Here is a 12,144-nt window from a genome sequence, read left to right on the forward strand (position 1 = left end):
CGGCTCACAGCTCGTCGATGCGCCCGGAGGCATCGAGGACCGGAGCAGGATACGGTGTCTCAGTCGCCCCGCACAGGGCTGACTCCCGAGGCCTGATCGTAGACAGCCCGATACCGGCGGAACGCGCGGCTCCGAGCATAGCTGTGCACAGTGTCGAGCACTTCACGTTGGTGTTCTGCCTTCTGCGCGAAACCACGGAACTGTTCGGCATCCAGGCCGAGTGCCTCGGCGTTGCCCTCAAGCGTCTGCCACATTCCCAGCTTGCCGATGACCGCGCTGCGCATCAGCTCCGCTTCGAGCACGAGGGTCATGGGCGAGCGTTTGAGCAGCGAGCCGTTGCTCTTGAGCCTGCCGACCCGTTCGCCGACCCACGACACAGCCTCGGCGAGAGGACGGCGCCGAAAACCGAGCTCGCCGATGAGGTGCCGCACGTAGAGATGCTCTCCGCGGATCTCCGCGGCCAGCTCGGACAGGGCTGCGAAGACGGGAGTGTCGATGAAGTCGGCCGCCATCCGTTCGATCCTCTCCGCGCCGGCGGTGGCCCCGGTGAGATGGTCGCTGAGATAGAGACCTAGGAGGTCCATGTCGACGTGCTCGTCCGCACCCGGTGCGTCGTGCCCGCGGCTCGTATCGTCCGTTGCCCGCAGGCGCGTATGTTCGACATCGCGTGGACGCAGCGGGACGGAGGCGGCACCCTCGCCGTCGGCCATGCCTTTGAGCAGTTCGCGCGCGGCGTCCATGGCACTGTACTCCGGCTCCCAGCCGAGTTCCCGGCGTGCGCGGCCGTTGTCCATCAGCGGCACGTGCAGGCCCATGTCCAGCCATCCGGCATCGGCGGCGACCAGTGAGCTGCTATGGCCCATGCCCAGAGCCGCGCGCACTGCGCCGTTCGGCACCGGGATGTGCCTGCCGTGGTCGAGCAGTTCGGCCAGATCCTTCGGATGGAGGACATCATCGGCGCAGATGTTGAAGGCGCCCGAACGGCGACGGAGGACACTGGCGACATAGGCACGGGCGACATCGGTCGAGTGGACGGCTTGGACGCCGCGCAGTCCCGCAGGCAGTGGAAGGAACGGCAGTCGGCCCGCGCGCAGCAGCTGGACGGGCATCCAGGTTCCCAGGAAATAGCGCTGGATCTCCGAGGCGGCAGGGGCACCGAAGATGAGCGCAGGACGCAGTCGGGTCACGGTGATCTCGGGGTGGTCGGCGCAGAAGTCGTCGAGCACGCGTTCCTGGGCGGCTTTGTCCACACTGTAGTGGGAAGAGCGGATCCCCTCGGTCGGCCATTCCTCATCGCGCTTGTCCATGCTGTCATCGGGAGAGTAGGCGCCGACCGAGGACGCCACGACGAGATGTGGGACGCCGGCCGCCGCGACGGCTGCGGCCACACGGGCCGTGCCGTCGACGTTGACGCGTCGGAGCAGGTCCCGGTCGCTGTTGGGCTGGATCAGCCAGGCCAGATGGATGACGGCGTCGGCACCGGTCAGCGCTTCTGTGAGATCGCGGTGGGCCGTGCCCTCGCTGCTCGCGGCGGCGATGTCGATCGATCTCCATTCGCATCCGGAATACGGTTCGGCCTCGGTGTCGGGCATCCGTCTGGAGATCCCCAGCACCGAGGTGATTTCGGGCGTGCGCCCGAGCACGTCGAGGACCGCTGTGCCGACGTTGCCGGTGGCTCCGATGACTGCGACTCTCATGTTGTCTCGCCCTGCGGGTTCGGCGTCGGCGAGTCTGGTGCAGAGCTGCTCGGGTTCCGCTCCTCGCTGATGGAGACGTCGGCGAAGGAATACGGCGGCCACGGGCCGAGGAAGCGGATGGACAGAGCGGGCTGGGCCTTCTTGAGCGCGGTGAGCTCGGCTCCCAGTGCCGTGGCGTCTGTGCTTCTCACCAGGCATGAGGCCATGATCACCGGTGTCAATCCACTTTCGCGGCTCGTGGAGCGGTGTTCCTCGATGTCGAGGCAGTGGGCGGCGATCCTGGCCCTGATCTCGGGGTAGATCCTGTCGGCCGCTCGATCGACGATCTCCTTCTCCGTCTTCTCCAGTCGCTTCTCGAGCAGTCGGCGCACTCCTGCAGGACGGCTCTCCATCTCCGTCCTCATTTCGCCGACCTCTGCGTCGACCTCCTCGAGCAGGCCTCCGTCCAGGAAGATTTCGACTCGCAGCTCGGAGGTGTCGCACAGCTCCTCGAGTCGTCTCGACAGCATCACCGCGGAGTCGTCGAGCCAATGTTCGAGCTGTTGGGTCGCAGTCGCCTCGGTCTCGGGATCCGAGCGGACGATGACGTTGAAGGAGACCGGGAGAAGGGCCGGTGAGTTCTGCCAGGCATCATCGATGACTTCGCTGTGTTCGAGCACCCACCGACGCACGGAATCGTCCGGCCCGTCGAAGGGACCTCGGGTGTGGCGGTGGACCACGGCCCTCGGGCCGGTGTCGCGTCCGACCATGTGGAGCGCGGAACCGTCGATGCCCGTGACGGCAGGAGCGTAGTCGTCGCCGGCGACGATGGCGTAGACGTAGAGCATGTCACCCTCGGCGTTCATTCGACGCCCTTTCCATTCTCCTCGGCCCATCTGGCCGGATTGATGAGCTTGTCGACGACTTCATCGACGACATCGTCGAGGCCTCGGTGCAGATCGTCGACGGAACCGGTGATCCCGTGTTGGTCCTTGATCTGATCCATCGCCTCATCGAGTTCGAGGAGAGCCTCGCCGAGGCGGTTCTGTTCGTCCTCGGTGAGGTCCCCGCCTTCCATCCGGCGCACCGCTTGGGTCTCGAGGGCTTCCTGGATCACCTCGACGAGGGTGACGACGAGTGTGAGAACCCCGTGTTTAAGGCTCTCCTCGTTGACATTGAGCGTCATGATGCTGCTCCTTCTTCGGCGCGTTCGTCGGGGTTGCGGCCTGGTGACATGGTGGCCTCGAGCGGCGCGGAACGCCTGTCACCGGGCCCGGTCCGCCACTCGTCGAGTCCGGCGAACCATGCGCCGGCGTCGTCTGCGGCCAGGGTGATGGTCGAGTCCGCGGTCTCGAGGATGAGGACCCGCCGTTCGTCGGTCGGGTTGCTGCGCTCCTCGCGGCGGATGTCTAGCAGCTGCTCGGGTGGGATCCTCACTCGTGCGCGCCCGTCCATCGGCGACCTCCAGGTCAGTTCCGTGTTCGAAAGCTGCGCCTGCCCGCCGCGCCACGTGCTCCCGGACGACAGGGTCTCGAGAAACCACATCCGACCCTCTCGCAGAGGCCGGTCCTCCGCCGTCGTCGCCTCCGGAGTCGAGGATGGGGCGCCGTCGGTCCGGTCGAGCCGAGCCTGGACCAGGGAGATGAGGCGATCGGGCTCGAGGGCCGAAAGGATCGCCTCGGTGCCGTCGTTGAGCCCGACGAGGATGCGCGTGCGCTCTTCACCTCCGATGGAGGGCTCGCGCAGCGCGGAGACCGAGGCGATCGCGTCCAGGCGCGTCTGCCATAGTGTCTCTGCAGGGTCACGTCGATGGATGATGAGACGCTGGGTGGTGAGATAGGCGCTGCCGGGCCGCCACGTCCGATAGAAGTTGTCCTGATAGTGCCCTCCGGCCATCTTGGCGAGGATCTCCTCGTCGGCGGCCAGCGGCAGATGTGTGCGGACGGCTCTCTGCACCCACTCTCGGGTGTCGCGGTCCCACTGCTGCATCATCCCGTACTCGATCATCGTCTCGATCCCCGCGATCGTGGCGCGCAGATTGATTCCGATGAGCGGGATGTCCGACACCGAGATGATGAGGTCGAGGTTGAGATGGACGCCCTTGTTGAGAAGCACTTCGATGAGGTCGGGCAGAGTCGCTCGCGGGTCGCGTGTGGGCTGCATGATCGCGTCTCCGGGCATGGTCGCCTCAGCGGTCGTCGCCGGGAGAGCCGGCGGCGGGAGTGCCTGCGTCGGCGGATGAGCCGGCGGCTTGCTCCGCGGAGGTGTCAGCGTCGTCCGCGGAGTTCAGCTGCGCCGGCTCACCGGCCTCGATCCGCTTCGAACGCGCACTCTGCCACCCGCACCAGGGGCAGTAGTCGTTCATCAGCTGCGCGAGTGCGGAGCGCTTCCCGCACTCGGGGCAGGTGTCCTTCTGCTCGACTGCTTCCTTCCATGCGACGGTCTCCCGGTCCGTGCCCGCGGGAAAGTCCAGACCGTAGCGGGCCGCGGTCTCGAAGGAGGCCAGGGCGGCCCTGATCCGGATTCCCAGCAGCTCGACACCGGCCACGGAGACCATGATGTCCGCGTTGAGAACCAGACCTTTGTCCAGCAGCGTCTCCACGACGTGCAGCAGCGTGCCCTCCTGGCTGCGCTGCGGCTGCATCGCATCGTTCGGCTGATTCATGATGCTCATATCGCCCTTTCGATCACTCGCTCGGCCGGCCGCGAACGTAGCGATCCTTCCTGTCATAGGCCATGAGCTCACCGTCCGCATCGAGCTCGACCTCGTACTCGGCCAGCAGATCCGCGCTGTCGGGAATGCGTCGGGATTCCACGACCTCCAGACGCACGGACCAGCGGTCGTCCTTCCACCTCGTGCCGACCACGGACTCCGGAGGCCTGCCGGTGAGGGTGCTGAACTGCTCAATCGCCCTCTTCACCGCGCTGACCGCAGAGATCCTCTGACCGGTCGCGCTGTGAGACCGACTCTCCGAGCGCGAGGACGACTTCGCCTTCTCAGATGACGAGGACGTCGCCTTCTCGCGTGAGGAAGACGCCGATGAGGACGACCGGCGGGACGTCCCGCCGCTCGTGCGCTCCTTCTCAACCGGCTTCCTGGCGCGCTTCGTGGTCGTGCCTCCATCGTCTGCAGAGCTGCCCTCTGCTCTCGACTCTTCGTTCGCTGTCGACTCTTCGCTCATCGGTCCTCCTCGGTTCTGCGCCGACGGCCCTCGAGCAGTCGTCCGACGAGCTCACGCTCGAGGGCATCGGCTTCGTCATCACTGATCGATCCGCGTTCGCGTGCCCCGGCGACCTCTTCCAGCTGACGCCGAATGGCACCGGGATCGAAATAGCGCTTCTCGGCTTCTCCTCTGACCTGCTCGGCGACCCATACGGTTCCCTTGAGCGGTGCCAAGGGAGCACCGAAGACTGCTGACAGAAGTCCCATGACGTCACCTACATCTCGGGGACGAAGTCGTAGGGTGCCTGCGGTCCGATCAGCCGGAATCTCATCCGCTCCCGGTTCGCCTCCGCCAACTCCTCGATGACGGAGTCGAACTCGTCGATGGCGTCCCTGCGAACCAGCACCGCCACCTCGGCGACGTCCTCGGCCTGGCCGACTTCCCGCATCGCCGTCTCGACTGTCGCGGAGCGGATCTGCTCGAGTATCGGAGGAGCTTCGGTCCTTCTCCAGCTCTCCATCGTCGTGACCACGATCTCTCCGAGCCGGATACGTTCGTTCCTCGTCTCGTCTTCGCTCGTGCCGCTGATCCTCTCCCTCAGCTCGGCGACCTCGGGGTTACCGCTGACGATCTCCCGCAGTATCGCGTCGCGGTCGAAGCTGATCCTCAGGGTGAACTGCGTGCACCCTGCCAACTGGTCGAGCGCCTCGGCGAAGACGTCCGCCTGCGGAGCCAGCACCTGTTCGGCGATATCGGCCCCTCCGGGGACGACGGTGCCGAATGCGAGCGGCAACACCGGTTGCTTCTCGGCCAGCTCGTCGAGGACGACGCTGTGGTTCTGCAGAGCTTCGGGAGTGCCCAGCATCCCACTGTCCGCGAGTTCCGTGACCACGGCCGCAACCGCCCCGGACTCGACGAGAGCGAGGGCATTGCCCTGCACCCCGTCGGGCCCGGTCGGCAGCTCGGCACCGGCGCGTACGATCCCGTACAGATACCGATCTGCCAAGGGTGCGCCTTCTTCACTCATTCGGACTCCGAGGAGTTGCGCGCCGGGCGTTTGGTCCGGCGACGTGATTTCTCCTGACTCGAACTCTCGCCCGAGTCGTCATCGGAGTCGTCCGAGGTGAGGGCGTCCTTGATGCCTTCCACAGCTCCCTGTGTCTTGCCCTTGGAGCCGTTCTCCATCATTCCGCCCATCATCTCCGGCAGGTCGCGTCCGCCCTGCTGTGTCAGATCGAGCCGGTTCGTCGCCTCGGCGAAGCGCAGATAGGTGTCCACGCTGGCGATGACGATGCGTGCGTCGATCGTGAGGACCTCGATCCCCACCAGGGAGACGCGTACGTATGCATCGATGACCAGGCCCTTGTCGAGGATGATCTCGATGACGTCTGCAAGCGAACTCGACGACGGACGGTCGACGTAGCTGCCGCGTGAACGTTCAACAGTGCTGGTGCTCATTGTTCTTGCCTACTTCCCAATCGGAGGACGCTCAGCGGCGTTCCTCGTCTTCTGGTTCTTCGGATTCCTCGTATTCCACGGGCTCGTCAGCGGCTTCCGGCTCCTCCTCGTAGTCCTCTGCGGGCTCCGCGTCGCCTGCCTCGGCCGGTTCCTCCTCCTCGTAGTCCTCTACGGGTTCCTCCTCATACTCCTCTTCGGCTTCGCCCTCCGCGGGCTCGAGATCGGACTCCTCCTCCTCCGAATCGTCGGGATCTGTCTCGTCCGCACCGGAGTCGACATCCGCGTTCTGATCCTCGGCGGACTCATCCTCGCTGCCTTCAGCTTGCTCCTGCTCCTCCTCGAGGCCGTCCTCGTGGGAGGTGACGAGCTCACCGTCGCGGATCTCTCCGCGCCAGCCCTCGACGCTGTCGGGATCGAGCATGATCTGACGCATCACGTGGTGGACGAAGAACTTCAGTTCGAGGCGGAAACGGCGGGGAACGGTGAACCACAGGGCACCGACGCCTTCCATGAAGCCCTGCTTGTGGTACTCGCCCACCGCAATGATCCGGGTCAGCCTGGGTGCGACTTCGTGGAAGGAGATGCTGCCGCTGATGTAGCCCTTCTCGCCGGTCGATTCCCACACGATATGGGAGTCGGGAACCTGCTCGGTGATCGTGGCTTCCCAGGTTCGATGCGACCAGACCGCCTGGCCCTTGATGCTGAGGGTGACATCATCGGTGCGTTCGACGTTCTCGACCTTCTTCATGAAATCGGGCCAGTCCTCGAACATCGTGAACGCGTTGTAGGCCACGTTCAACGGGACTCCGACATCTGCGGTCTCCACGATGTTGGAGAACTTGAAATCACCGGAACCGCCCGAACCGCTCGAGCCGCCTCCGAACAGACCCTTGACTTTCTCCTTGACGCCGGTCGTCGCCGCAGACAGTGCCGCTTTCGCCGGTGGCTTGCCCTCGGCGATCTCCTCCGCACCAGCCTGGGCCGCAGGCGCTGCACCATCGCCCACACCGTCGAGGCGGTCTGCGAACTTCTCGACCCTGTCCCCGACGGAGTTGACCGCCTTGCGTCCGACGGTCTTAGCGAAGTCTCCGGCCTGCTGCTTGAGGCCGCTGAAGATCGAATCATCACTCATCTTCGGCCTCCTCGGGCTTGGCAGCGGCGCGCGATGATGTCTTCTTCGCAGTCGTCGAGCGCTTGGAGCCCGGCTTCGTGCGCGAGCCGCGCGAACTGGTCGAAGACTTCGACGAACGCGTTCCCTTCGCAGAGCGCTTCGCTGTCGAGGACCGTTTGGCTGCCGGCTTCTTCGGAGCTTCCTCCTCTGCCTGCGGCTCGTCGTCGGCCTCCTGCTCATCGTCGGTCGGCTCCGCCTCGTCGGCTTCGGGCTCCTCCGAGTTCTCGGGAGCGCTCTCGTCCTCCGACTCGGGTGCGTCCTCTTCGTCGTCCGCACCCTCGCTGTCATCGACATTGGGGTCGATCGAGTCGGCGGCGTCGTCGAGAGTCGACTTCATCTTCTCGGTCTGATCCTGGAGCTTGACGCTGAGCTGATCGACTCCCTTCGCGGCCACGGCTTTGACCGCGCTCTTGCCGGATTCGGCCAGACGACCGGTGATCTTCTCCTGGAGACTCTTGAGCTCGGGGGAAGAATCAGCGAAATCCTTGAGGCCGCCCAGAAGCTGATCGCGATTCTTCGCGGCAGTCGTTCCGGCGACAGCCGAGGCGACCGTAAGCGCCAGGCCGAGCTTCTTGGTTCTGCCGAGCATGTAGCCCGCCAGTATCAGGCCGGTGATTTTCATCTTGTTGTTCATGATTGCCTCCGTCTCCGCGCTGGTGGGCACGGACCGAGATGGGAATTCGAAGACCGTCCCCTGGACGGGATTGCCGTTCCATGGGGTACAGCTCCACTGTGCTGATCACTGATTCGAGGGTCATCGCCTCGTGACGACAACGGCGGGAATCGTCTCCGCCCATCGTCCGAAGCTGTCGCAGACTCCTGACCGCGTCTGCGGGCTTCCTGTGTCGCGGAAGCCAAGAGCACTCTGCCCTTTGCACCATCATCTGTTCAGCTACCCCTGATCCGTCAAGGGGGGTCAGAAACGCCCCTGGAGCTGTCAGCCGGTTGCTCAAATTGATCCTGAGAACTGGCTGTCAATCTGTGGGCTGCGTGTTCCAACAAGCCGCCTACCCCCTGTCTCTCCGCCACCCGGCGCTGCTCCTCGGAGCCGGTGCCCTGGCTGAGCAGACGGCGGAGTCCACGGTGAACACGGCCCATATCCTGGCTTCGCATCAGCGCCGGTCGTGCGCGGTGGAAGACCTTTCGGACTACCTCTGCAGCCGGGACACTCGTATGTGTGTCGGGGTCCATGAGCATTCCCGTCAGACCGAAACGCGCAGCCTGCCAATGAGCGATGTTCAGCAGATTCGCAGGGACCGCCTCCGGTCCCGTGTCGTCCATGGCGACGTCTGCGAGCGCACGGGTGAGCAGCGCGAGGGTCACAGTGGTCGCGGTGTCCAGCTGCACGTCACTGGTCCGGACTTCGACTGTCCTGTGCTTCGGCGAGAGCCTGACCAGCCACCCCAGAGTCGCCTCGTCGAGCACCACGTCCGATCGCAGCGCAGCATCGATCTGCGCATCGTAGTCGTCGAGGTCGTGGAAGTGAGGCGGGATGCCGAAGACGACCCACCGCCGGTAGTGGATGGAACGCCAGCTGGCGAAGCCGCTGTCGGCTCCGCGCCAGAGGGGAGAATTCGCGCTCAACGCGGTGAGCACGGGAATCCACCTGCGCAGGCCGTTGACAGCTCTCAGCCCCGCTTCCCTGTCGGGAATGTCGACATGGACATGCATGCCGTTGACGTATTGGTCGGCGGCGATGGCGGGAGCGAGCTGCGCGAACTCACGGTAACGGCTGCCGTCGCTGACCCCCGGCGGGGCCGCCGGAATCTGAGGCGCTGTGCCGAGGCCGACAGCGAGCAGTCCGCGCGCCTGAGCCGCTGCCGAGAGGCCGCGTCGAAAAGAGTGCAGCGATTCGAACGCTTCTTCAGCCGTGGTCAGGACGGGAGTCGCGAACTCGATCTGCCCGGGCAGCCATTCGGCACAGGCTGCTCCGCGGCTCGGCCTCACCTCGTCCTCGATCTCCTGCAGGCTGCTCTTCGATCGAGCAGGCAGAAGTGAATGTTGATCGACGAGAAGGAATTCCTCCTCGATGCCGAATTCGCTCATCGTCACCTCATTCCGTTTCTGACCCGCTCACGCTATTGGACGGGTCGCGGATGCGACAGCAGATGCGGGACCTCACGGAAATACCTGCGAAGAGGCCCCGGCGGCAGGTGTGAGCGGTAGGCGCTCTCGCGGCGATTCAGACGCGGCAGCCGGATCGTCGATCACCCCTAGCCTCCATCGAGAAGCAGAACCTACACTTTCGGGAAGATTCGAGACGAGTGGCCAAAGCATGAGCGAGGGTCGCTGGGTCCCGGATCGCTGGCACACCGGGCAGGAGGAACCTCCTGCCACGAAAGTCACAAGCCGAATCAGCAGACGAATGGACGATCAGAACCCGAAGCGCATCGATCCCCGATCCGGCATCGCATTCTCAGACGAGCGAGCGATCAGGAGACGGAGGAAGCTCAAAGAGGCCGCCGAATTCTGGAACATGTCGGTTGCCGGAGTGTGGCTGCACTATGTCAGCCTCGGCGGTGACCTCACCGAATACGAGCTCGACGCCTACCTCCACGAGGCCTACTTCCTCACGCCCTATCAGCACGACATCCTGGCCGAGGCCGTCAATGAGCTCATCGATATGCTTCCCCCGCCTCCGCGAGCCCCGCTGACCGACGAAACCGGTCTATGACCGGTCGCCTCGGTACTCCAGCCTGCCGCGGCGATTGCGATGGACGGCTCCCTGCCGAATCGCCTCACGCACCGCCGCACGGAAGCGTCCGGGGCCCCAGCGGCGAGCCCCGATCGCACGGTAGAGCTCCACCTCTCCGACAGGTTCCATGTCGCGGACGAAATCGATGATGCCGTTGACCTCGTTGGCCGAGACCTCGGGCGGAACGTCGCGTGAGGACACCGAAGGCCACGGTGAATAGACGCCGACCGATCCCGGGCCCGGACGCAGACGATCTCCTCGGCTTCGAGCCTCGGGGCTCGCCGACGGTTCGGCCGCCTCAGCGGAATCTGCCCACTCACCTCGCTCGGTCGGCTCGGCACTGCTCTCCGCGGCGCCTTCGGCACTCTCAGCGTCCTCGGCCGTCAGGGGTCGGGCGATGTCTTCGAGGTCGGCACCTTCCGCCTTGACGCCGAAGATCAGTTCGGCCACGCCGCCGAGCGCCATGACCGCCGCACCGATGCAGAATGCCCAGGCCACTTGGGAACGATCACCGGACTCGATCATGCCGCCGAAGAGCAGCGGACCGGCGATGCCTCCGGCGGCGGTGCCGATGGCGTAGAAGAATGCGATGGCCAGTGCTCGGGTCTCCATCGGGAAGATCTCGCTGACGGTGAGGTAGGCCGCACTGGCTCCGGACGAGGCGAGGAAGAAGCAGACGATGAGGATGACGAGGAAGAGCCATTCGCCGCCGACATCAGTGTTGAAGACGAGTGCGAGGACCACTGCCACGACCGCCGATCCGAGGTAGCTGAACGAGATCATCGGTTTCCGACCGATCGTATCGAAGAATCTGCCGAGGATGACGGGGCCGGCGAAGTTGCTCAGCGACCAGAGGATGATGAAGATCGGCACGGTGGCTGCCGCAACTCCGTAGAATCCGTTGAAGATCGTGCCCAGGTTGAAGGTGATGCCGTTGTAGAGGAACGCCTGCCCGACGAAGAGGACGAGGCAGAGGATCGCGCGTTTGGGATAGATCGTGAAAGCGACCTTCATGATCTCGACGAACGAGATCGTCTTCCGCTGCCGGACGGTGATGGTCTTCTTCGGCGGCGGCAGGGTCTGTGAGGTCTCCGTCTCGATGCCGTCTTCGATCTCGCCGACGATGCGTTCGGCCTCGTCGTTCCGACCATGGATGAACAGCCACCTCGGACTCTCTGGAACGTTCTTGCGCACGACGAACACAAAGATCGCCAGCAGCATGCCGACGGCGAAGGCCAGGCGCCAGCCGATCATCTTCGGCAGGATATCGGTGTTGAGGAAGAACAGCGTCGTCGCCGCCCCACCGGCGGCGCCGAGCCAGTAGGAGCCGTTGATGATGAGATCGATGCGGCCCCGGACGCGGGCGGGGATGAGTTCGTCGATGGCGGAGTTGACGGCTGCGTATTCCCCGCCGATGCCGGCACCGGTGAGAAAGCGCACGAGGAAGAAGTACCAGGCGGAGAACGAGAACGCCGTGGCGACGGTGGCGACGAGATAGAGCACGAGAGTGATGAGGAAGAGCTTGCGTCGGCCGAATCGGTCAGTGAGCTGGCCGAAGACGATCGCACCGACGCAGGCGCCGAGGACGTAGATGGCTCCGGCGGTGCCGATCTGCCCCGCGGTCATGTCGATGCCGCTGCCCTCTTCGGTCATCCGAGCGGCGACGTTGCCGACCATCGTCACCTCGAGACCATCGAGGATCCACACACTGCCGAGTCCGACGACGACCATCCAGTGGAACCGGGCCCACGGCAACCGGTCCAACCGGGCCGGCACATCCGTCTTGATCGTTCCGAGCTCGACGTTCTCACTCATCAGACACCTCCTGGACGACGCCACTCGATTGCCAGGCAGTCTAAGCACACTCCGCCGGGCCGACAAGGCATGGTGCGAAGGCCTGAAGGAGAGTACTCTCCGCCCGCAGCGCACGGTGGCGGTGAGCCGTAGGGTCGCGAGCCGACGTGGCCACGGCTCAGCGTC

The 12,144-nt window shown here is 64.9% G+C and carries 14 protein-coding genes; 1 reads left to right on the top strand and 13 read right to left on the bottom strand.

Annotated features, from left to right (window positions below):
* Positions 1–59: 59 nt before the first annotated feature.
* From GUY30_RS13975 to GUY30_RS14030, 12 genes are all read right to left on the bottom strand, one after another.
* The gene (locus GUY30_RS13975; RefSeq protein WP_167198774.1) at positions 60–1,697 is read right to left on the bottom strand and encodes an NAD-dependent epimerase/dehydratase family protein; all 1,638 of its coding nucleotides are present in this window, start codon (positions 1,695–1,697) and stop codon (positions 60–62) included.
* Positions 1,694–2,542, bottom strand: a complete 849-nt coding sequence (locus tag GUY30_RS13980) for a GvpL/GvpF family gas vesicle protein (RefSeq protein WP_167198777.1) — start codon at positions 2,540–2,542, stop codon at positions 1,694–1,696. The genes GUY30_RS13975 and GUY30_RS13980 overlap by 4 nt, the downstream gene beginning before the upstream one ends.
* Positions 2,539–2,862 (bottom strand): gas vesicle protein K, encoded by a 324-nt coding sequence (locus GUY30_RS13985; protein WP_167198780.1) that lies wholly within the window; start codon positions 2,860–2,862, stop codon positions 2,539–2,541. The genes GUY30_RS13980 and GUY30_RS13985 overlap by 4 nt, the downstream gene beginning before the upstream one ends.
* Positions 2,859–3,857, bottom strand: a complete 999-nt coding sequence (locus tag GUY30_RS13990) for a gas vesicle protein (RefSeq protein ID WP_208091429.1) — start codon at positions 3,855–3,857, stop codon at positions 2,859–2,861. Before GUY30_RS13990 ends, GUY30_RS13985 begins: the two co-directional genes overlap by 4 nt.
* Positions 3,858–3,864: 7 nt before the next feature.
* The gene (locus tag GUY30_RS18125) at positions 3,865–4,341 is read right to left on the bottom strand and encodes a gas vesicle protein (RefSeq protein ID WP_167198783.1); all 477 of its coding nucleotides are present in this window, start codon (positions 4,339–4,341) and stop codon (positions 3,865–3,867) included.
* A 22-nt stretch (positions 4,342–4,363) separates the two neighbouring features.
* The gene (gene gvpO, locus GUY30_RS14000; RefSeq protein ID WP_167198786.1) at positions 4,364–4,858 is read right to left on the bottom strand and encodes a gas vesicle protein GvpO; all 495 of its coding nucleotides are present in this window, start codon (positions 4,856–4,858) and stop codon (positions 4,364–4,366) included.
* Complete coding sequence (locus GUY30_RS14005; RefSeq protein WP_039206887.1) at positions 4,855–5,106, bottom strand: gas vesicle protein GvpG; 252 nt, start codon at positions 5,104–5,106, stop codon at positions 4,855–4,857. Before GUY30_RS14005 ends, gvpO begins: the two co-directional genes overlap by 4 nt.
* Positions 5,107–5,114: 8 nt before the next feature.
* Positions 5,115–5,867, bottom strand: coding sequence for a GvpL/GvpF family gas vesicle protein (locus GUY30_RS14010; RefSeq protein ID WP_167198789.1), 753 nt, complete (start codon positions 5,865–5,867; stop codon positions 5,115–5,117).
* Complete coding sequence (gvpJ, locus tag GUY30_RS14015) at positions 5,864–6,298, bottom strand: gas vesicle protein GvpJ (RefSeq protein ID WP_167198792.1); 435 nt, start codon at positions 6,296–6,298, stop codon at positions 5,864–5,866. Before gvpJ ends, GUY30_RS14010 begins: the two co-directional genes overlap by 4 nt.
* Positions 6,299–6,329: 31 nt before the next feature.
* A complete protein-coding gene (locus tag GUY30_RS14020; RefSeq protein ID WP_167198795.1) occupies positions 6,330–7,430 on the bottom strand; it encodes an SRPBCC family protein in 1,101 nt (366 codons plus the stop codon).
* The gene (locus tag GUY30_RS14025) at positions 7,423–8,103 is read right to left on the bottom strand and encodes a hypothetical protein (RefSeq protein ID WP_167198798.1); all 681 of its coding nucleotides are present in this window, start codon (positions 8,101–8,103) and stop codon (positions 7,423–7,425) included. The genes GUY30_RS14020 and GUY30_RS14025 overlap by 8 nt, the downstream gene beginning before the upstream one ends.
* A 272-nt stretch (positions 8,104–8,375) precedes the next feature.
* The gene (locus GUY30_RS14030) at positions 8,376–9,515 is read right to left on the bottom strand and encodes a carboxylate-amine ligase (RefSeq protein WP_167198801.1); all 1,140 of its coding nucleotides are present in this window, start codon (positions 9,513–9,515) and stop codon (positions 8,376–8,378) included.
* A gap of 319 nt (positions 9,516–9,834) precedes the next feature.
* Here GUY30_RS14030 and GUY30_RS14035 point away from each other — a divergent pair, with 319 nt between their 5' ends.
* A complete protein-coding gene (locus GUY30_RS14035) occupies positions 9,835–10,143 on the top strand; it encodes a hypothetical protein (protein ID WP_152347519.1) in 309 nt (102 codons plus the stop codon).
* On the opposite strand, the gene GUY30_RS14040 is transcribed toward GUY30_RS14035, so the two are convergent.
* Complete coding sequence (locus GUY30_RS14040) at positions 10,138–11,979, bottom strand: MFS transporter (RefSeq protein WP_167198805.1); 1,842 nt, start codon at positions 11,977–11,979, stop codon at positions 10,138–10,140. The genes GUY30_RS14035 and GUY30_RS14040 overlap by 6 nt on opposite strands.
* Between the last annotated feature and the right edge of the window lie 165 nt (positions 11,980–12,144).

This window comes from Brevibacterium pigmentatum, from assembly GCF_011617465.1.
Lineage (GTDB): Bacteria > Actinomycetota > Actinomycetes > Actinomycetales > Brevibacteriaceae > Brevibacterium > Brevibacterium pigmentatum.

Coding starts and splice junctions, on each gene's coding strand:
- GUY30_RS14035 (WP_152347519.1), top strand. CDS start 9,835: ATGGACGATCAGAACCCGAAGCGCATCGATCCCCGATCCGGCATCGCA.
- GUY30_RS14010 (WP_167198789.1), bottom strand. CDS start 5,867: ATGAGTGAAGAAGGCGCACCCTTGGCAGATCGGTATCTGTACGGGATC.
- GUY30_RS14030 (WP_167198801.1), bottom strand. CDS start 9,515: ATGAGCGAATTCGGCATCGAGGAGGAATTCCTTCTCGTCGATCAACAT.
- GUY30_RS13985 (WP_167198780.1), bottom strand. CDS start 2,862: ATGACGCTCAATGTCAACGAGGAGAGCCTTAAACACGGGGTTCTCACA.
- GUY30_RS14020 (WP_167198795.1), bottom strand. CDS start 7,430: ATGAGTGATGATTCGATCTTCAGCGGCCTCAAGCAGCAGGCCGGAGAC.
- GUY30_RS14040 (WP_167198805.1), bottom strand. CDS start 11,979: ATGAGTGAGAACGTCGAGCTCGGAACGATCAAGACGGATGTGCCGGCC.
- gvpO (WP_167198786.1), bottom strand. CDS start 4,858: ATGAGCGAAGAGTCGACAGCGAACGAAGAGTCGAGAGCAGAGGGCAGC.
- gvpJ (WP_167198792.1), bottom strand. CDS start 6,298: ATGAGCACCAGCACTGTTGAACGTTCACGCGGCAGCTACGTCGACCGT.
- GUY30_RS14005 (WP_039206887.1), bottom strand. CDS start 5,106: ATGGGACTTCTGTCAGCAGTCTTCGGTGCTCCCTTGGCACCGCTCAAG.
- GUY30_RS14025 (WP_167198798.1), bottom strand. CDS start 8,103: ATGAACAACAAGATGAAAATCACCGGCCTGATACTGGCGGGCTACATG.
- GUY30_RS13990 (WP_208091429.1), bottom strand. CDS start 3,857: ATGCCCGGAGACGCGATCATGCAGCCCACACGCGACCCGCGAGCGACT.
- GUY30_RS13980 (WP_167198777.1), bottom strand. CDS start 2,542: ATGAACGCCGAGGGTGACATGCTCTACGTCTACGCCATCGTCGCCGGC.
- GUY30_RS18125 (WP_167198783.1), bottom strand. CDS start 4,341: ATGAATCAGCCGAACGATGCGATGCAGCCGCAGCGCAGCCAGGAGGGC.
- GUY30_RS13975 (WP_167198774.1), bottom strand. CDS start 1,697: ATGAGAGTCGCAGTCATCGGAGCCACCGGCAACGTCGGCACAGCGGTC.